This window comes from Acinetobacter minutum (assembly GCF_035916735.1).
In the GTDB taxonomy this organism is placed as follows: domain Bacteria; phylum Pseudomonadota; class Gammaproteobacteria; order Pseudomonadales; family Moraxellaceae; genus Acinetobacter.
The window spans coordinates 134,494-154,550 of sequence record NZ_JAQIHG010000002.1 but is presented as its reverse complement, the minus strand read 5'-3'; the positions used below and the strand labels follow the sequence as shown (position 1 = coordinate 154,550).

Genomic DNA, 20,057 nt, shown 5'->3' with positions numbered 1-20,057 from the left:
TCCCCTCGGCTGGTGGGCCTAGGCCCGTTATTGATGTGTCTGGCCTTATTATGACGAAGGACAAAATCAGTGCCTATAGGTATTCATGCAATGTTTTGTTCTGTTTTTAGAATGATGCGGTATTTATGCACTGATACAAAACAAATCTGAAAATGCCATGCAGCTCAAGTGTATTGTATAAAAACCAGACCGTTCTTGAGACTTATATACAGTCTGTGCAGAGAAGCCCGCTATAATAGCTCAACTCCAAGTTCCGTTCCGATTAGCAGGATTTACTATGCCACATATTTTCCCCGCAGACGCCAACATTACTTGTCCTTTTTGCCAGCAGGCAGTGATTGATTGGCAGCAGGAACAGTATGTGCAGCCGTGTGAACATACTTTATACATCGCGATGGATTTGGGCTTTGAGTTTATCAGTGATCGGTTTGAAGCAGCCTTGACACAGAGCGTGGATGATATCCATGAAGATCCTGAAATGAATATTCCCGCCACATTGGCCAGTGCAAATTATGTAGTCGAACAGCAGATTCAAGCTGAGCTGGGTATCGAGGGTATGTACCGTTATCTCGGATTTAGCCAGCATTAAGTTTTTGCCTGTTTTGAAGAATTAAAACCTAATGTCTCTGTTATTAACCATTTCGATATTGCACTTTGTCGCACAGTTGAGCCCGGGTCCGGATGTGCTATTGATCGCCAAAAGTGCGGCATCTAACACTCGTGCTAATACGCTGAAAATCATCTCGGGGATTTCTGTCGGGATTGTGGTTTGGGTCGTGCTGACCTTATTGGGCTTTACGGTACTGATCGAGCAATGGCCCTGGATCCAGCAGCTCCTGATGCTGTGCGGCGGCTTTTTCCTGGCAAAAATGGGTTGGGGGATGTGGCAGGCCGGACGTGCGACATTGCAACACAACACGGTTTGGCAAGAAGGGAAAGTGCAAGCAGCACAAAATTACTTTGTGCTGGGTTTGTTGACCAATCTATCCAATCCCAAGACACTGATTTACTTTAGCAGTGTGTTTTCTCTGGCACTGAGTTCATCTGCATCGGAAAGTATCAAACAGCAGCTGGCTGTGCTTATACCACTGCAGACGTTTCTGACCTTTGCGCTGTTTATGTGGATTATGTCTTTACCTCGGATTAAGACACTTTATCAGCGTTCAGGAGGCTATATTGATCTGATCTCGGGCGCATTATTTATGATGTTTGCCCTGTGGCTATGGCTAGATGTGCTGAAAGCCTTGTTTTAATCCTGAGTTTTTTCGATGCCTTGTTGTTTAGTTTGGTCGCTCGGAACGGGATGAGCATTTTCTGTTTCGTGATGTGTCGGGATCGACTTTTCACTGTAGCTATGTGGTGGCAGGCTGGTCTGCTGATTTTCCGAATGGGCATAACGACGACTACGGTTTGCACGCTCACGAAAACCGCCTTTATTAATTAACTGTGTCATGTTTTGACCTCATTGATACTTCTTTGTCAGTTTAGCAAATCTTGCTTTGGATGCGTTTGAAAATTGTGTGGAGGCTGCTGTAACTCCTGAGTTGGGAACAGTAACGGGACTTTATTTGGTGACAGATAATGCTTTGATTCTGATGTCATCAGCTCGACATAAAATGGTTTTATATTGCGACGCGCGGATTACAAACTTTCACAGAAGCACCATGGATAATCAAGTCAGTCATTTCTATAGTATAAGTAGTGTAAAAATAATAATAAATCGACGGACAAAGTAGGAGGCTCCCTATGTTGTACCATCAATATCGTTGTGCTTGCTGCAATAGAGTTCTGGCTGCGACGGATAAGGAATGTCCAGAATGTGGCTCCCATACCATTCGTAGCCCTTATGGTTTCTGGATCTTTTGTATGGCTGCCTGTTTAGCGGTAGCTGTGGTATTTCAGGTCGTGCGGGTTTATTTTCAGGGTCATCAAGATACTCCACCCACACAACAGACTATCCTGCAGATCTTGAATCAGGAACGTTCTAATCAGTAGCCTAATAAAACCCTGCGCGGTGCTAATCGGCAGGATTTTTTAGTTCCGCTAGCCATTCACTGTATAAAGTTACAGGGGGGCTTGATTGATGCGTGATAAAGACTCATTCACTTCGAAAATCTTACCGCGTATGTTTTGTATGCCAAAACTTTGTAAACGCGCTGTATGCATCTCCAAGTAATTTTTTGCATGTTCCTGAGTCTCAAATAAATAGATGCCACCCGCTTCACTGGTTTCACTGTTTTCTGTCCAGATTTTCCAGAGCAGACCAGGTTCCTGATTAATGCTTTCTGCGAGGGGGCGATAGGCTTCGACCATCTCTTGCTGGAAAGGTCCATGACTGGGAAAATCAACTTGTAATAAAACGGCCATCTTTATGCTGCTTTTGAAAGAACGATTATTTATGAATACTTAATCTGTGTGTTTTTATCAATAAAAAAACCCGCAATTGCGGGTTTTTTCTACAAAGAAACTTACAGACCAGCAGAGGCTTTGAGTGCTTCCACTTTGTCGGTTTTTTCCCAGGTAAAGGCGGTATCTGAACCTTCGCGACCAAAATGGCCATAAGCCGCTGTTTTACGATACATTGGCTGGATCAGATTCAGCATACGGGTAATGCCGTAAGGACGTAAATCGAAGTGCTCGCGAACCAGTGCAATAATCAGTTCTTCATCCACTTTTGCGGTATTAAACGTATTGATCGAGATTGAGGTTGGTTCAGCAACACCAATCGCGTAAGACACCTGAATTTCACATTTATCCGCCAAGCCAGCAGCGACAATATTTTTAGCCACATAACGGCCTGCGTAGGCAGCAGAACGGTCCACTTTAGATGGGTCTTTACCGGAGAATGCGCCACCGCCGTGACGTGCCATACCACCGTAAGTATCTACAATGATTTTACGACCTGTAAGACCACAGTCACCTACTGGACCACCAATCACAAACATCCCGGTTGGGTTGATGTGGAATTTGGTATCCGCATGGAACATGTTGGCAGGAATCACCGGCTTGATGATTTCTTCAATCACGGCTTCTTTAAGCTGAGCCTGAGAAATTTCAGGGTCATGTTGCGTTGAAAGTACCACCGCGTCTAGACGTACAGGCATGCCATTTTCATAAGCAAATGTCACCTGACTTTTCGCATCTGGGCGTAACCATGGCAAAGCACCACCGCGACGTAATTCTGCTTGCTTTTCCATTAAACGGTGAGCGTAAGAAATCGGTGCTGGCATGAGTACATCAGTTTCACGACTCGCGTAACCAAACATCAAGCCTTGGTCACCTGCACCTTGATCTTCAGGTTTTTGGCGGTCAACACCCTGTGCAATTTCAGGTGACTGCTTACCGATCATGTTGATGACCGCACAAGTCGATCCGTCAAAACCCAGATCAGAATGGTGATAGCCGATACCATTCACGGTTTGGCGTACAATCGCTTCAAAGTCAACGTTGGCAGTTGTAGTAATTTCACCCGCAAGGACAACTGCACCCGTTTTAACTAGGGTTTCACAAGCAACCCGTGCATAAGGGTCTTCTTTTAAGATTGCATCCAAAATAGCATCACTGATCTGGTCAGCCATTTTATCTGGATGGCCTTCGCTTACAGATTCCGAAGTAAAAACAGCGTACTCGCGCATGAAAGTCCTATCACAGTTATTTCAAAAGACGCAATATGTTACATCGAGTTAGACTTTAGGACTAGCTTAACCTGACTAAATTAGATGAATTAATTTCAAATTGAATGCATTTTAAATGCGATGACGATTTAAGAAGGCTGGATCGAGTTAATAATCTCCGAAAAAAGAGGAGGTATTAAAGGCACTCCATGAAAAGGAAATTATGTAATTTTAGCCTGAAAGGCTAAATTCCAGCCTTTTAATGGCTGTTTTCATTTCTTCATTTTTCCCAATAAATTAAGCTGAACAATATTCAGCTTAATTGAGTCATCAATAAAAAATCTTATTTTTAAAGTCCATTACAGAGCTGAAGCCAAGTGCAGGTTTTCTTTTAGCCTGTGTTAGATTTTCGACGTCTGATTTTATAGAAACGGAAAAAAACCGTACTATTGAGCAGTCTAGGCTTTACCCTTTAAGCATTTTTTAAGACAATAGACGCAATTTTTGAATTCTTCGATTCATATTCTCTTTAAACGTTGATTTGGAATCTGACCTATGACGACCCCTTTGAACGAACGTCGTATTGCAAATGCAATTCGTGTACTGGCTATGGATGCTGTGCAAAAAGCCAACTCAGGACATCCAGGTGCACCGATGGGGATGGCAGATATCGCTGATGTGGTTTGGCGTGAATTCCTGAATCATAACCCAAGCAACCCGCAATGGGCGAACCGTGACCGTTTTGTATTGTCGAATGGCCATGGCTCAATGCTGCACTATGCACTTTTGCATTTGACAGGTTATGAGCTTTCGATTGAAGACTTAAAACAGTTCCGTCAACTCCACTCAAAAACACCAGGACATCCTGAATACGGTTATGCGCCAGGTGTGGAAACGACGACAGGTCCTTTAGGTCAAGGGATTGCCAATGCAGTGGGGTTCGCTTTAGCTGAAAAAACACTGGCAGCACAATTCAACAAAGATGACTTGAGTATCGTCGATCATTACACCTACTGTTTCCTAGGTGATGGCTGCTTGATGGAAGGCATTTCACATGAAGTCTGTTCATTGGCAGGTACTTTACAGCTGGGCAAACTGATTGCTTATTATGATGACAACGGGATTTCGATTGATGGTGAAGTCGAAGGCTGGTTCTCTGACGATACCCAAAAACGTTTCGAATCTTATGGCTGGCAGGTCATCCGTGTCGACGGTCACGATGCTGAAGCCATCCGTCAAGCGACTGTTGAAGCCAAAGCTGAAAGCAAAAAGCCAACGATTATTATCTGTAAAACCATTATCGGTTTAGGCTCTCCGAACAAACAAGGTAAAGAAGACTGTCACGGTGCACCACTGGGCATTGATGAAATCAGCTTGACCCGTGAAGCATTGGGCTGGACGAATGAACCATTTGTAATTCCTGCTGACGTGTATGCAGCATGGGATGCGAAAGCCAAAGGTGCAGAAACTGAAGCAGCCTGGAATGAACGCTTTGCGCAATATCAAGCGAAATATCCAACTGAAGCAGCCGAATTGCAACGTCGTCTTTCAGGTGAATTGCCAGCCGATTTTGTCGCAAAGGCCGATGCCTACATCGCTGAAGTCAATGCAAAAGCTGAAACGATTGCGACCCGTAAAGCTAGCCAAAATGCGATTCAGGCTTTTGCACCGGAACTTCCTGAAATTCTCGGTGGTTCTGCTGACTTGGCCGGTTCTAACCTGACCCTTTGGAAAGGTGCGCAAGGTGTACAAGATAACCCTGCAGGCAACTACGTACACTATGGTGTGCGTGAGTTTGGTATGACCGCGATTGCGAATGGTGTTGCATTGCATGGTGGTTTCATTCCTTACGTAGCCACCTTCCTGATGTTTATGGAATATGCGCGTAATGCGGTACGTATGTCGGCATTAATGAAACAGCGCGTGATTCACGTGTATACCCATGACTCTATTGGTCTAGGTGAAGATGGCCCGACGCATCAGCCAATTGAACAGATTGCCTCACTGCGTGGTACACCGAATTTGAACACTTGGCGTCCAGCAGATACCGTTGAAGCAGCAATTTCTTGGAAATCCGCTTTGACGCGTTCAGAAGGCCCAACAGCTCTCATCTTCTCTCGTCAGAACTTGCCATTCCAGACGCGTACTCCAGCACAAATTGAGAATGCGGCGAAAGGCGGTTATGTCCTGGCTGAAGAAAAAGGCGAATTGAAGGCAATCATTATTGCGACAGGTTCAGAAGTTGCCTTGGCGATGGAAGCTTATGCACAGCTTGACGGTGTGCGTGTTGTATCTATGCCGTGTGCTGAAGAATTCATGAAGCAAGATGCCGCGTATCGTGAAGCAGTATTACCAGCTGCGATTCGTGCACGTGTTGCAGTTGAAGCAGCGCATGTGGACTACTGGTGGAAGTTTGTAGGTCTGGACGGCAAAGTTATCGGCATGACGACCTATGGTGAGTCTGCACCAGCCAAAGATCTGTACCAGTACTTTGGCATCACGACTGAAGCTGTGGTTGCTGCAGTGAAAGAATTAACAGCGTAATCGACTGTGAGTGTGAAGACGCCCTTCGGGGCGTTTTTTTATGCAAAGGATTTTTGGTTTTAAACAGTGTAACAAAATCCATACACAGTACTACAGCGACCTAGAATAAGAGGATTTAAATTGGGACAATAAATGCTGAGTTAATCACATGCAGCAAAAAATGATGTTCTATATTTAAAACGATCTGTTTTATCTATGACAATGAAATTCAAACCATAATCTCTAAAATAAGCACTATTGATAAATTCTTCGATGAGATAACACAATGACTTCTTTAAAAGCTTTAGGTCTAGGCCTAGCAGTCGCAACTGCAACAACATTCACCTTCGCAAAGCCAGTAGCATATCAGATTGATCCGACTCACACGGCCACAGTGTTCTCTTGGAGCCATTTCGGTTTCTCTACACCATCTGCAAACTTTTCTGATATTCAGGGTACGATCAATGTGGATAATGCTAAACCATCTAATTCTTCAGTGAATGTAACCATTCCATTGTCAAGCCTGAATACCAACGTAAAAGCGTTGGATGAGCATTTGAAAACTGCGGATTTTTTTGATGCGGCAAAATATCCAAACATCACTTTCAAAAGTACTAAGGTGCAGCCTGTAGGTAAAAACAAATATAAAATTACGGGTGACTTGACCATTAAAAATGTGACCAAGCCAGTAGTTTTGAATGCTGTATTGAATAAACAAGGCGAACACCCAATGACTAAAGCACAGGCCATCGGTTTCAATGCAACAACCTCATTTGACCGTTCTGCATTTGGCGTAGGTGCTTATGTGCCAAACGTAGGTGATAAAATCACGGTAAACATCACTACCGAAGCTTCTGTACCGGCACAAAAATAAGCGGTTCTAGTGGCTCAAAAAAGCACCCAATCGGGTGCTTTTTTATTGGTGAGTAAATTATGCCGACGTACTGATCTGCTCCAGAAAACCTTGAATAATGTGTTTGGCCTGTATTTCTAGTGTTGCAGCATAACGCTGGTTGTCTGCACGCAAGGCTGGAATAGAAATTTGTTCCTGGCGCAATTCACAATGATGGCCGATCAGCCATTTTTCCAGGTATTCTTCCGCAACTTCTAAATGAAACTGTAAGGCTAGAATGGTGTGACCGACCTGAAAGGCTTGATGGGGATAAAGTTCTGTTCCTGCCAGTAAAGTTGCCTGTGCGGGAAGGTCAAAAGTATCGCCATGCCAGTGTAAGACAGGGGTATTTTGTAAAGGCTGGAGCGGGTTGTCAGCTACCGGCAACAGGTTAAGATTGCTCCAGCCAATTTCTTTCTGTGTTCCGGCATATACCCGTGCACCTAAGGCATGTGCAATCAGTTGGGCACCCAGACAGATCCCGAGTGTTGGCAGATTTTGTGCCAGCCGTTTTTTTAATAACTCAATTTCCGCGGTGAGAAACGGGTAATCAGTGTGATCATAAACCCCGATCGGGCCACCGAGAATAATGGTTAAACCCTTAAATTCGAGAGCCTGACGTAAATTATCTACCCCCGCTTCAAAATAACGTATCCGGTAGCCGAGTTGGTAAAACAGATCTTCAAGGGAGCCTAAATCTTCAAAAGCCAGATGCTGAATGGCATAAATTGTTTTTGGAAAGCTAGATGGTGTCATGGGATCAGCACAATAAAAAACTTGCTTTCACCTTAAGCAAAAGTTTGAAAAAAACCAACCTGATTTTAATCAATCGGAAATATCTCAAATAAAATATTAAAAAATATATTATAAAATTGTATAATAAATAAAATTTCAACCTGCTCAGGTAAGAAGATCATGTCCTATCAAGAATTGACCCATCATATTTCCAAGAATTTGAAACACATGCATAAAGAATCACCGGATTTGATGCAGAGCTTTCATGCATTGAGTCAAAATGCATTGAAAGAGGGGGTATTAGATCCCAAAACCAAAGAATTTATTGCACTGGCGATTGGGGTGGCGAACCGTTGTGATGGCTGTATCGGTTTTCATACCAAAGCGCTGGTGAAACTGGGAGCCAGTTTTGAAGAATTAACGGAAGTGTTGGGCGTCGCTGTTTTGATGGGTGGTGGACCTTCATTGATGTTTGCAGCAAATGCTGTCGAGGCATTTCACGAATTTACGGCATTACAACAACCAACTGAATAAGAATGCTCGATTGAGCAAAGTCAAAAACCGGATGGAAGTTTCCATCCGGTTTTTTGTGGCGTTCTCACTGAAGCAATCAGAAGAAACCGGCAGGTTTGGTTGAATAGCTGACCAACAGGTTTTTGGTTTGTTGGTAATGATCCAGCATCATTTTATGGTTTTCACGACCGATCCCTGATTTTTTGTAACCACCAAAGGCAGCATGCGCTGGATAAATGTGATAACAGTTGGTCCAGACACGACCGGCTTCAATTGCACGCCCTGCACGGTAGGAGGTATGCGCTGAACGTGACCAGACACCGGCTCCGAGACCATAAATCGTATCGTTGGCAATTTTGATGGCTTCGTCAAAATCTTTGAACGTCGTGACGGAAAGAACGGGTCCAAAAATTTCTTCCTGGAAGATTTTCATGCTGTTGTTGCCTTTGAAAATCGTCGGTTCAATATAGAAACCGCTACCCACTTCCTGACGTGCGCCACCACCAGTCAGCACTTGTGCACCTTCATTGCGTCCTGTGGCGATACAGCCAAGAATTTTGTCTTGCTGTTCCTGAGAGGCTTGTGCACCAATCATGGTTTCTGTATCGAGTGGATGGCCAGTTTTGATGCGTTTTACCCGTTCAATGGCTTTTTCCAGGAATTGATCCGAAATGCTTTCCTGAATCAGTGCACGTGAAGGGCAGGTACAGACTTCACCCTGGTTCAGTGCGAACATGGCAAAACCTTCGAGGGCTTTGTCCAGATAGTCATCGTCTTGTGCCATGACATCTTCAAAGAAAATGTTTGGAGATTTACCACCGAGTTCCAGCGTGACCGGAATGATATTTTCTGTAGCATATTGCATGATCAGCTGACCGACCTGAGTGGAACCGGTGAAAGCAATCTTGGCAATGCGCGGGTTGGTTGCCAGTGGACGGCCAACCTCAACCCCGTAACCATTGACGATGTTCAGAACGCCTGGCGGTAACAAATCCTGGATCAATTCAACCAATACCAGAATACTGACAGGCGTTTGTTCTGCCGGTTTGAGCACAATACAGTTTCCTGCAGCCAAAGCCGGTGCCAGTTTCCATGCAGCCATCAGAATCGGGAAGTTCCATGGAATAATTTGGCCGACAACACCCAAAGGCTCATGGAAATGGTAGGCAATGGTGTCTTCATCCAGCTCAGAAATACCGCCTTCCTGTGCACGTACACAGCCAGCGAAATAACGGAAATGATCAATCGCCAGTGGAATATCGGCAGCCAGTGTTTCACGGACAGGTTTACCATTGTCCCAAGTTTCTGCAACAGCCAACAGTTCCAGATTCGCTTCGAGACGATCGGCAATTTTTAACAGCATGTTTGAGCGGGTGGTGGCCGATGCCTTGTTCCAGCTGATTTTTGCTTTGTGGGCAGCGTCCAGTGCCAATTCGATGTCTTCAGCTGAAGAGCGCGGAACTTTGGTAAACACTTTACCATCGACAGGGGAAATGTTGTCGAAGTATTCTCCTTTCACAGGAGCGACCCATTCACCCCCAATAAAATTTTCATATTGAGCTTTAAACTGAACTTTTGAGCCAGGCTGGTTCGGATCGATATAACGCATAGCAATATTCCTTTATTTATAATTTATAGCTGGAGTCAACCTACAGCTTTGGTATAAGGTACTTTCGTACATTATTGGATTAGCATAATTAAAAGAAGGTAGGAGAAAGGTAGGAATCAGGGGTTTAAAACAAGGAATGTGTAAATGTTTACGAAAAATGAATTACAACAGCAGCGTGAACGCATTGAAAACCTGCGGCAGCAACTCAGCGTATCACCCAGCCATGCCCAACAGTTAGGCCAGAGTATTGCAAGCTCATGGCAACGTTCAGTCACGGCTGAAATTCCTCAAGACCGAGTGGCAGCACCTTTGCTGGAAAGTCGAACGCAACATACCCCCACTGCACTCGAAATCGCGATTAGCCATTGTGCGCAAGATTTAAGGCATATTGCCGAGCAGTCCTCGATGGTAGTGGCAATCGGTGATGTTGGCAGCACCATCATTTGGAGTGCACCGAGTATGCAGATGCGCAGCGCTGCGGAGCGGGTACATTTTGTAGAAGGTGGACAGTGGCGAGAGGAACTGGTGGGAACCAATGCGTTGGCCTTATCGTTAAAAACCCAGCAATCGAGTTGTGTGTTTTCCAACGAGCATTTTATGCGCTCTGTACATGACTGGGTCTGTTATGCGGCTCCCATTCTGGATCCTTATTCCAAGCAGGTTTTGGGGGTCATTGACTTATCCACGACCTGGAATCAGCATAACAGTCTGGGTCTGCTGGCGGCTGAACGTTGTGCTTCAATCGTGCAAACGGCCTTGCTTGAGTATCAGAAACAGCAGCTCTATATTCGTGCGTTTGCAGTGCCACAGGTATTGTTTAATGGTAAAACACTGGTGTTGACGCCACGTCAGATCGAAATTTTGACCATCTTGGCACTCTGCCCGCAAGGCATGAGTTTAGACCATTTGCATCAGGCACTGTATGGCGAGCGCAAGGTCAGTATCGGGACATTGAAAGCCGAAATGTCACAACTACGTGAAGTATTGGGAGGCATGTTGGGTTCGCGTCCATACCGCCTCTTGGTAAATGTTGAAGCCGATTTTTTACAGGCTGAACGCGCGCTGGATGCAGGTTATATTGAGTCTGCATTAAAATTGTGTACCGGTGTGTTTCTGGCAAAAACGGAAAGTCCCTTCCTGTGTGCTTGGCGTGCTTGCTTGGAATCCCGACTGAGTGATGCGATCTATAAGGCTCAGGAAACCGATGTACTGCTTAAGCATGTGGCCCATTTTCCTGAAGCCATCGATGCGGTCGAGCGTTTGATTGAGCTGCTGCCTATCGAACATCCGGCTCATCAATGGCTAAATAAATACCAGCAGGATATTTAAGTATGGCTTACAGTTTTTTGTTGCTCAGCCAGCTAAATAATTGCTGATACACCCAATCTCGAACAGTAGGGCCGGAAAGCACCAAATCATGCATGCCATTGTGAATTGTCATTACAGTGACATCACCTTGTAATTTATTTGCCATGCGTTCAATATCTTTAACATCGAGAATCAGGTCGCTTTTTTGTGCCTGAATGCCCCATTTTTTCGGAAAATAGCTTTGATGGGCATGCATCACCAGCGTTGGAACAGGCAGGTGTAGGCCATGCCGTAATTCCTTCTGCGCCTCATGGATAGCATGAATAAAGCCCAAGCTGATACTCGAATATCTTTTCGGTTTCCACAAGATATTAAAATCCCATTCACCATGAAAATCCCGATGCAGGCTTGGTACATACCAGATGTTTAAACCACTCGGCACCCGTACATTCGGTAAGTGTGCACCGAGTTTACTCAGTAACGGAAGGCCGACTTTCTTTTTGAGCAGATTGACACTGAAATCATAAAACGGACTATTAAGCCAGAGTGCCTTGATCAACGGATGGAACGGATGGTGTGCTGCATAAAGGGTACAGATTAAACCGCCAGTTGAGTGGCCCGCCAAGATCACCTGATCATGGCCTTCTTCTCCGATAATCTGCAGGGCTTTGCTGATTTCGGGATCATATTCTCGCAGGTCTTGGACGGTAAACAGGGTCTGGTGCGCACGTTTGGAACGGCCATATTTGCGTAAATCCAAGGCGTAAAAGTCATAACCTTGTTGGTTAAAACGTTCTGCCATTTCGGTCTGAAAAAAATAATCCATGAAACCATGGATATACAGTACGGCTTTAGTGCTGGGTATCGTGCCTTTCTTACGGATGAGAGTTGCGACAACAGGACCATCGTAGTCATCCGGAAAATGCAGGGTGAGCTGCTGATAGCCATCACCCAGAATGTCAGTATGGTAGCGTGGAGTATGCGGTGTTTCGGTCATGTCTGAGAGTCGTGTCCTGTCGATACCGCTTCATCCTTCAATAAACTCCTCTTCTTGTCAATTGTTGCTTGTATCTGAGCCCAATAAAAAAGAGGGAAGATCCCAGAATGATCTTCCCCAAAAAAGTAAGTCACAAGTAATGGGAGGAGAGTAGACTTACACCGCCGCTTTTAAAATATTGACCACTTGGCCATGAGGTTTGAGGGCTGCCTTGAAGATATTGACCACTTGGCTGTGATTCGCTTTACGTGGATTGGTCAGCATGCAGGCATCCTTTTGGGCATTTTCCGCCATAATGCTCAGATCTTCCTCTTTCACGCCCAATTCAGCGAGACCTGATGGAATACCAATTGAGCTAGACAATTCACGGATGGCATTAATTGCAGCATGCGCAGCTTGCGTCACTGTCATCTCCTGAGTATTGACACCCATCAATTCAGCAATTTTGGCATAACGGTCCGGGCAGGCAATCAGGTTGAATTCACAGACATGCGGTAACAGGATGGCATTACACACGCCGTGTGGCAGGTTATAGAAACCGCCCAACTGGTGTGCCATGGCATGCACATAACCCAGAGAAGCATTGTTGAACGCCATACCGGCAAGGTACTGTGCATAACTCATGGCATCACGTGCTTCAAGATTTTCACCGTTTGCAACGGCTGGACGTAACCATTCACTGATCATGCTGATGGCTTTTTCGGCACAGGCATCGGTAATTGGATTGGCAGCTGTCGAAACATAAGCTTCAACCGCGTGCGTGAGGGCATCCATACCTGTTGCCGCTGTTAAACCGGCTGGTTTTGCGATCATCAGTTTTGGATCGTCAATCGCGATCAGCGGGGTACAGCGCCAGTCGACAATTGCCATTTTGACATGCGTGTCGGTGTTGGTAATGATACAGAAACGGGTCATTTCTGAAGCGGTACCCGCGGTGGTATTCACGGCAATCAGTGGTGTCATTGGGACTGAGCTTTTATTGATGCCTTCGTAGTCGCGAATATGACCACCGCCAGCAGTCACCAAACCAATGCCTTTGGCACAGTCATGCGATGAACCACCACCTAGAGATACGATGAAATCACAGCCATTCTCATTGTAGGCATTTACACCGTTGTGGACGTTAGTGTCTGTCGGGTTAGGTTCAGCTCCCGGGAAAATGTGACTGTCGACACCGACAGCAGATAGATATTCTGCAATGGTATGTGCCACACCAAACTTATACAGGCCTTCATCTGTGACGATGAGTGCTTTTTTTGCACCTAAATCGCGTGCTTTGTTACCGATTTCTTTGGCACATCCTGGGCCAAAGAGTGATACACATGGAATATAAAAACCATTGGTTTGATCTGCGATATTTTTAAAAGCCATGAATCTTTCCTTCTTCCTTCGTTGTTATTTGACAGGTGACCCTCACCTTGGAACCTAGTATTGAGTCTGGCAGATGATTTGCCTACCTACCAAAGACCTACCATTCACAAATGGCTTGCAGAATGGAAAGTAAAATCAAAATAAAACAGATGGTTGTTTGAATAATAAAAATGAGTTGCTGCGTAAAATTGCATAGTCGGCGCTTTCTTGTCACACTGCTCACGCCCTTCCTCTCCTTCAGGCCAGTGCCATGCACCATGCGCTTTCTAATGCAGATCATCAGCAGATTTGCCAGCAGCTGTTGGCCATCGTGCCTGACTTTGCTCAGATTTATCAGGAACAATGGCAATGGCTCCATACACTGCATGCCGAACGCTTGTATGAGCGGGTCGCGCCCCAAACGCTAGCGCTGCTGGATGGCTGGTTACAAATTCGAATTTGTGAAACGGCAGGGCAGGCAATCGTGTGCGTTGAGTGCTGTTTTGTTGATAAAAATCCGCAATATCTGGTTGATTTTTTTCTGAATGAATTAGCCTTTCTGACCGGTGATGGGCAACCCCAACATTCCCTGTTTTTAAAGACCAAAGCTCAACGCTTACGTCAGGCTGTGATTGAGCAGGTTTTTATCTGGATTGATGGCGAAGCTCGGGTAGAGGCTTTTTTCCAGAACATGACGCTGCAACAGGCACAACAGATTGACCAGTTGATGATCATGGCTGGCTATTATGCGCAGCCGTATCTGCAGTCTGCCCTCGAACAACATCAGTCGATTCCGCTAGACGTGATGATGAATTTCAAGCATATGTGTCTGATCAATTCAGTTCTGGGTGATAATTTTTTACCGGTGCAACACATCATGCCGCATTATGATCGATTGTGCCTGTTTGCAAAGCAATGGCTCGGTGCACGTTGGTTTCGGGTATTGAAGTTGCTGTTTCCGGAACGTTTTACTTTGCAGCAGTGTATCCAAATGCAAGATTCGTTGCAGCGGTTGCTACAATTGGTGGATCAGCATAATACGCTGTTGGGCTTTGTCTTGCAGGTGCAACCGCAACATTGGTTGAATGATGAATTGCTGGCTAAAAAACATTTTTTAACGCTGGATGTAGACTGGTGGTTGCTAGAAATTGGCAATCAGGCTTTGTTTCAGTCCAGTCGCGCCGTGAACTGGCTATACAAACAGGATGCTATCGTGCTGGATTGGATCAGTCAGCATTTATCGCATACCGGGGTACGCTATGCTGTGACGGCGTGCAGTTTCCTCGATACCCGAGGGGTGGCACCACAGGTAATTTTGCTGACCCTGCGTCATTTTCAGCATGTCATGGTCAGTTTATGGCTGCAGCGTTGCCGGCAGCTCGCTCTGCAGGAAGGCTGGTTTGAACATCCGGATAATCAGCAGTTTGCATTGTATGGTCAGAATGGCATAACAGCAAACCGTCGGCTGATTTCACCTTCAGCGTTGTATTTGCAGGAGTGGTGGCAGTTACTGCAGCTGATCCATCCTGATTCGCAGCAGATATTGAAACAACTGTATCAGCCTCTGAGCCGGATTATGCAGGCTTACATGCAGCATGTGCAGGAAATTACCCATTTACTCCCGATTGAATTACTGGATTTTCTTGAGCCGCGCCAGCAACAGGACCCAGCTTTTTTTCGTTGTTTGCAACAGTATCAGCTGGATGTTAGCCAGTTTCGTCAGCGATTTTATTTACAGGAACCGCGCCAGCGCCAATCGTTGTTTAGTTCTTATGTCTGTGATTATCTGGAAACCTATCTCGATACACATCCGATTGTACCTAAAAATGTGACCTGGACAGGCCTGTTTCGTCAGGCGGTCACCTGGCATCAGCAGATGCAGCGGCAAAATATGCTGACGCAGCTGGCCGAGCGCGTCACCATTCAGCACTGGGCACCTCTCACGCAAACCGAGCGGATTCTCTGGGGGGAGTGGAGCTTTGAGGAACTGCATAGTATTGAACGGATTATTCAGGAATCTCAGCGCTTCCAGCATTGTTTGGCCTTAAGTTACAGTCAGCGCATCGTGGATGGAACCTATGTGGCATTTCATATGCGACACCGGAAAAATTCCCAGCTGGCATATACACTGGGTTGTCATTACCGGGCTGGAGTTTTTGAATTTGATCAACTGGAATTGCCGCGAAACCAGAAAGCGGATCATACTGCTATACAGATTGCCGAGCGTTTTGTCGTACGTTTAAATGCCCAGTTACATGCCTCCAGATGAGCATTGTCAGGAAGCCGGGCTTAACTTTTTTAGGAAAAATCGGTAGGCTATAGCGCCTCTCTTCTCAAATCAGTATGGTCTAATGAAACAGGAAACTGCACTCAAACTTCTCAAAGCCGGAGAAAATGTATTCTTGACTGGCTCAGCGGGTGCAGGAAAAACATACACCTTAAACCAGTACATCAATTATCTGAAAGCACGCAAGGTACCGGTGGCTATTACGGCCTCCACTGGCATTGCAGCTACACACATGAATGGCATGACCATTCATACCTGGGCAGGCATTGGGATTAAAGATGCGCTGAGTGAAGATGACCTAAAGCGCATGAAAGAGCGCAAGTACCTAAAAGAGCATCTGGAAAATGCCCAGGTGCTGATCATTGACGAAATTTCCATGCTGCACGCGAAGCAACTGAATCTGGTTAATCAGGTACTCAAATATTTTAAAGAGAGTGAAGAAGCCTTTGGCGGTATTCAGGTGATTGTTGCGGGTGACTTTTTCCAGTTGCCGCCTGTGGGGAAAAATGACGAGCGCAACCGTGACAAGTTCTGTTTTATGTCGGATGCCTGGGTCGAGGCCAAATTCCGGGTGTGCTATCTGACCGAACAGCACCGTCAAGATGATGAAATATTGAACCAGATTCTGAATGCCATCCGCGCGCAGAATGTTCAGCCACAACATTTACAGGCGCTACAGCAAACTCGCAAGCAGGACATCGGCGAAACCTTTACCCGTTTATATACCCATAATATGGATGTTGATACGATCAACTATCAGCATCTCAATGAAATTGAAAATGAGGGACATCAGTTTAATGCCGTATGTGATGGGAACGAAAAGCTGATCGAGACCCTGAAATCCTCGGTACGTGCACCGGAAGAACTGACCTTGAAAAAACATGCCAAGGTTATGTTTGTCAAAAACAATTTCGATCTGGGCTACATTAACGGCAGTCTGGGTGAGGTGATTGGCTTTGAAGAAGATGATGAACATGGCATTTTGCCAAAAGTCAAACTGACCGATGGTAGTGTGTTGCTGGTGGAACCGGAAACCTGGTCGATTGAAAACGAAGCAGGCAAAGTGATTGCCAGTTTTCAGCAGATTCCGCTGCGTTTGGCCTGGGCGATTACCATCCATAAAAGTCAGGGCATGACTCTGGAAGCCGCGGAAATCAACCTGTCACATACCTTTGAAAAAGGCCAGGGTTATGTGGCCCTATCACGTCTGAAATCTCTGGATGGGTTACGCTTACTGGGCTTTAACGAACAGGCGCTGGAGTTGGACAGTCTGGCACTCAAAGCGGATCGCCGTTTTCAGGAACTTTCGACGGAAGCTGAAAACCATTTTGCGCATATAGATTTGACCCCGCAGCACCGCGCTTTTATCCGGCATTGTGGAGGGACTTTAAATGATGCGGAAATTAGCCGTAACGAGAAAAAAATAGCCAAAGCTGATGGCAAGCAGAGTTATGCGACAGCTACCCTCGATGAAACCCGCGAGCTGTTTGAAGAGGGTTATGACATCATGGATATTGCGCAGGAACGGGGTCTCACCCCAGCCACGATTATTAATCATCTGGCACGTTTGCACAAAGAACAGGGACTGGATATTTCAGTTGCTCATCCTGGTGAGGAAGTGGTGGAGCAGGTACGCAAAATTTATAAACGTCTACAAAAACGACAAAGCCCAGAACATTTTGCTGAGGATGGTTCGATCAAGCTACGCCCGATTGTGGAAGCCACCAGCCCGCGTATGGGCTATGATCAGGTACGTTTGGCGCTTCTCTTTGTTGAATAAGCAACGGATGAGCGGGGCTGGTCGAACCGAATGACTCCATGTCTCTTATAGCCAGAAAAACAAAATTTCTGAACCGGATTGAGTCAAGGCATTTCGCGTAGCGACTATCGGGTTGGTGATGTGCGAATGCTCAAAGCTTAAATAATTGTCTCACGCTACCAATCTAAACGGGCAGTCGAATCAACGACTGCGGGTATCGTTAAAGCATTATGCATGTATTCAGCCGTGTAACCATTCAAGTTGTGCCTCGTTGAACTCAAGGCAAAATTTTGAATGGTTAAAGCATGTTGAGATCGGCATGCAGGGAGATGGTGTCGGCATTCAAGCGATAGATTTCATCCATGAAAGCCACATTAAAGCTGCCAACACTTTGGGCTTTCTGGTAAGCCAGTTTTCCAGCGATCGCAAAATGCAGGTGCGCAGCAATCGCGGCGATGGTCGGTGTAGTGACTGCTGCATAGGCCGCAATCAGGGCACCGAGGGCGCAGCCACTGGCAGTGACTTTCGGCTGCAAATAACTACCGCCATTGATCTGAATAATGGTGTCCCACTGCTGGGACAGGATATAGTCCGATTCGCCAGAGATTGCGACGCATTCGCATTTGTCCAATAAGGGCAAAGCCTGCTGATACATGTCATGGCTGCTGACCGTGCTATCGACACCTTTGCTGCCTGCCTGGTTGCCTGCCAGTGCGCTGATTTCGGATGCATTGCCACGAATGACTGCCGGTTTAAAGGCCAGTAAATCCTCGACCAGACGGCTACGCCAAGGAAGTGCCGCTCCATAACCGACGGGATCCAGCACCCAAGGTTTGTTTTTGATGAAGGCTGCCTTGGCTGAGATCTGCATCGCCTGCATTTGTTCTGTCGTCGGCGTACCCGTGTTGATACTTAAAGCCCCACTAATTGCGGTAAAACCCTCAGCTTCAAATGGATTGTCAATCATCGCCGGTGATGCACCCGCAGCGAGCAGTACATTAGCGACATAATTGCCAGCAACACTGTTGGTCATACACTGCACCAAAGGTTGTTGCTGATGCAAAGCCGTCCAGGCCTGAATTACGTGTTCCAATACCGTATAGACTCGATCCATAAAAGTCATCCATCACTAAGCAAGTTGTTCGGCTGCAAGACCCATGCTTTACTGGGTAAAGTAGTGATCCTGATGTTTGCAATTCCGGCAGATCAGGGAAACATAATGTTCCGCATCATAATCCACGGTCAGTTCATTCGACCCGCAATACATACAGCGCTTCTGCGAATAAAAATTCAGGCGCGGCTCAATTTTTTTCCAGGAACGCCATACAGGCTGTACGAAGATACGTTCATCGTAGCCGAGAAATTTAAAAAATAAAATACTGCTCATTTTGCTCAACGGCAGTTGGGGCGGACGTGGCAGGGTAGAGGTTTCCCATTTTTCACTGAGGGCACGTTCACGGTATTGCTGCAGGGTTTTTTTTAGCAGATTGCTGTTAATGAAATTCTCATTACGCGGCTGTAATGCTTTTTGCTGGTGCAGATAATCCAATGCGGTCTGGATCAGGTAATAGATCTGTCCAACCGCCAGACTGTCCATCAGGCCATAACAGAATCTCTGGAAGGCTTGATTTCCCGCAATCTGGATGCCCCAAGTCCGGCAGTAGAATTGCATGAACTGCAAAATTTCCTGATACAGCACTAAATACAGCGTCTGTTTAACCTCATCACTGTTTTTAAATGGAATCCCTAAACTGAGATTTTCATAAAACCAGTGACGTAATTGCTGGGTGATACTGAACAGACTGGGTTCCGAATAACCATCGAGGCGAACGTTGACATAGTAGCAATGAGTTTCGTCCGAAAAATCCTTGGCCAGCAAGATGTTTTCTTTGAGTAAGACTTTAATTAAATGGCTCTGAAATAAGTAATTCGGCGTAATCGGCTGATATTTCAATGCATCCCAATGAATATATTCATCATGACGGCTGTGTTCCTGAATATGATCATCCAGCAGGCTTAACAGAAACAGCTTATGTAGGAAGCTCAGTTCATACAGGCTGTGTTCTTGCATGTCTTTGGCTTGCAGTTTGCGCTGTTCCTGCAGGCGAGTCTCCTTGAGCAGTTTCTTGCGTTGGTCGGTGCAGCGAGCACAATGGCAGGTATGTTGTGGCTCAACAAACAGTCGGTGCTGACAGTGGCTACATTCATGAAACTCTACTTGCTGATCATACTGTTCGGCTTCCACCCAGTACATTGACGCCTGGCACAACGGACAGAGCGTGCTTTCGTCTAACTGTTTTTGCAAAATATTCAGGAGCATGACACTTGCCGATCAGAACCAAGGAAATCTATTGTTGATTATACACGGCTGTATCCTGAGGGGGTGTTGATAAAGTAGATGAGAGATAACAACCGTTTGGCCATACAGAAAAAAGCTACCGTTAATACGGTAGCTTTTTTGAGTGTAGGG

The 20,057-nt window shown here is 45.8% G+C and carries 18 protein-coding genes; 9 read left to right on the top strand and 9 right to left on the bottom strand.

Features of this window, described 5'->3' with window-relative positions; all coding sequences use genetic code 11:
* The first annotated feature begins 277 nt into the window (after window positions 1-277).
* Complete coding sequence (locus PAE54_RS01730) at window positions 278-589, top strand: hypothetical protein (protein WP_273778974.1); 312 nt, start codon at window positions 278-280, stop codon at window positions 587-589.
* Between the two features lie 31 nt (window positions 590-620).
* Window positions 621-1,253 (top strand): LysE family transporter, encoded by a 633-nt coding sequence (locus PAE54_RS01725; protein ID WP_326518186.1) that lies wholly within the window; start codon window positions 621-623, stop codon window positions 1,251-1,253.
* Here the strand turns inward: PAE54_RS01725 and PAE54_RS01720 are convergent.
* Window positions 1,250-1,453 (bottom strand): hypothetical protein, encoded by a 204-nt coding sequence (locus PAE54_RS01720; RefSeq protein WP_326518185.1) that lies wholly within the window; start codon window positions 1,451-1,453, stop codon window positions 1,250-1,252. The genes PAE54_RS01725 and PAE54_RS01720 overlap by 4 nt on opposite strands.
* Before the next feature lie 296 nt (window positions 1,454-1,749).
* Between PAE54_RS01720 and PAE54_RS01715 the strand changes: the two genes are divergently transcribed.
* On the top strand, window positions 1,750-1,995 hold the full coding sequence (locus tag PAE54_RS01715) for a hypothetical protein (protein ID WP_442784369.1): 246 nt from the start codon (window positions 1,750-1,752) through the stop codon (window positions 1,993-1,995).
* 69 nt (window positions 1,996-2,064) lie between these two features.
* Here PAE54_RS01715 and PAE54_RS01710 read toward each other — a convergent pair whose 3' ends face one another.
* Window positions 2,065-2,367 carry a monooxygenase gene (locus PAE54_RS01710; protein ID WP_326518184.1) on the bottom strand — a complete coding sequence of 101 codons (303 nt, stop codon included), beginning with the start codon at window positions 2,365-2,367 and terminating at the stop codon, window positions 2,065-2,067.
* A 101-nt stretch (window positions 2,368-2,468) separates the two neighbouring features.
* Window positions 2,469-3,635: a methionine adenosyltransferase gene (metK, locus tag PAE54_RS01705; protein ID WP_326518183.1), complete on the bottom strand. Its 1,167-nt coding sequence runs from the start codon at window positions 3,633-3,635 to the stop codon at window positions 2,469-2,471.
* A 534-nt stretch (window positions 3,636-4,169) separates the two neighbouring features.
* Here metK and tkt point away from each other — a divergent pair.
* Window positions 4,170-6,158 (top strand): transketolase, encoded by a 1,989-nt coding sequence (gene tkt / locus PAE54_RS01700; RefSeq protein ID WP_326518182.1) that lies wholly within the window; start codon window positions 4,170-4,172, stop codon window positions 6,156-6,158.
* Window positions 6,159-6,423: 265 nt separating this feature from the next.
* Window positions 6,424-7,011: a YceI family protein gene (locus PAE54_RS01695; protein WP_273778983.1), complete on the top strand. Its 588-nt coding sequence runs from the start codon at window positions 6,424-6,426 to the stop codon at window positions 7,009-7,011.
* 57 nt (window positions 7,012-7,068) lie between these two features.
* On the opposite strand, the gene PAE54_RS01690 is transcribed toward PAE54_RS01695, so the two are convergent.
* Window positions 7,069-7,785 (bottom strand): glutamine amidotransferase, encoded by a 717-nt coding sequence (locus tag PAE54_RS01690; RefSeq protein ID WP_326518181.1) that lies wholly within the window; start codon window positions 7,783-7,785, stop codon window positions 7,069-7,071.
* Between the two features lie 159 nt (window positions 7,786-7,944).
* Here PAE54_RS01690 and PAE54_RS01685 point away from each other — a divergent pair, with 159 nt between their 5' ends.
* On the top strand, window positions 7,945-8,298 hold the full coding sequence (locus PAE54_RS01685; RefSeq protein WP_326518180.1) for a carboxymuconolactone decarboxylase family protein: 354 nt from the start codon (window positions 7,945-7,947) through the stop codon (window positions 8,296-8,298).
* A 76-nt stretch (window positions 8,299-8,374) separates the two neighbouring features.
* On the opposite strand, the gene exaC is transcribed toward PAE54_RS01685, so the two are convergent.
* Window positions 8,375-9,886 carry an acetaldehyde dehydrogenase ExaC gene (gene exaC / locus PAE54_RS01680; RefSeq protein WP_326518179.1) on the bottom strand — a complete coding sequence of 504 codons (1,512 nt, stop codon included), beginning with the start codon at window positions 9,884-9,886 and terminating at the stop codon, window positions 8,375-8,377.
* Window positions 9,887-10,030: 144 nt separating this feature from the next.
* Here exaC and PAE54_RS01675 point away from each other — a divergent pair, with 144 nt between their 5' ends.
* The gene (locus PAE54_RS01675; RefSeq protein WP_326518178.1) at window positions 10,031-11,215 is read left to right on the top strand and encodes a helix-turn-helix domain-containing protein; all 1,185 of its coding nucleotides are present in this window, start codon (window positions 10,031-10,033) and stop codon (window positions 11,213-11,215) included.
* A gap of 7 nt (window positions 11,216-11,222) precedes the next feature.
* On the opposite strand, the gene PAE54_RS01670 is transcribed toward PAE54_RS01675, so the two are convergent.
* Both PAE54_RS01670 and mdh read right to left on the bottom strand, forming a co-directional pair.
* Window positions 11,223-12,191 carry an alpha/beta hydrolase gene (locus tag PAE54_RS01670; protein ID WP_326518177.1) on the bottom strand — a complete coding sequence of 323 codons (969 nt, stop codon included), beginning with the start codon at window positions 12,189-12,191 and terminating at the stop codon, window positions 11,223-11,225.
* Between the two features lie 156 nt (window positions 12,192-12,347).
* Window positions 12,348-13,562 (bottom strand): iron-dependent methanol dehydrogenase, encoded by a 1,215-nt coding sequence (gene mdh, locus PAE54_RS01665; RefSeq protein ID WP_273778989.1) that lies wholly within the window; start codon window positions 13,560-13,562, stop codon window positions 12,348-12,350.
* Window positions 13,563-13,812: 250 nt separating this feature from the next.
* Here mdh and PAE54_RS01660 point away from each other — a divergent pair, with 250 nt between their 5' ends.
* Together PAE54_RS01660 and PAE54_RS01655 are read left to right on the top strand one after the other, a co-directional pair.
* A complete protein-coding gene (locus PAE54_RS01660; RefSeq protein WP_326518176.1) occupies window positions 13,813-15,810 on the top strand; it encodes a hypothetical protein in 1,998 nt (665 codons plus the stop codon).
* An 82-nt stretch (window positions 15,811-15,892) separates the two neighbouring features.
* Window positions 15,893-17,608: a DEAD/DEAH box helicase gene (locus PAE54_RS01655; protein ID WP_326518175.1), complete on the top strand. Its 1,716-nt coding sequence runs from the start codon at window positions 15,893-15,895 to the stop codon at window positions 17,606-17,608.
* A 277-nt stretch (window positions 17,609-17,885) separates the two neighbouring features.
* On the opposite strand, the gene thiM is transcribed toward PAE54_RS01655, so the two are convergent.
* A complete protein-coding gene (gene thiM / locus PAE54_RS01650) occupies window positions 17,886-18,701 on the bottom strand; it encodes a hydroxyethylthiazole kinase (protein WP_442784367.1) in 816 nt (271 codons plus the stop codon).
* 48 nt (window positions 18,702-18,749) lie between these two features.
* Complete coding sequence (locus PAE54_RS01645) at window positions 18,750-19,907, bottom strand: hypothetical protein (protein ID WP_326518173.1); 1,158 nt, start codon at window positions 19,905-19,907, stop codon at window positions 18,750-18,752.
* Window positions 19,908-20,057 lie beyond the last annotated feature (150 nt).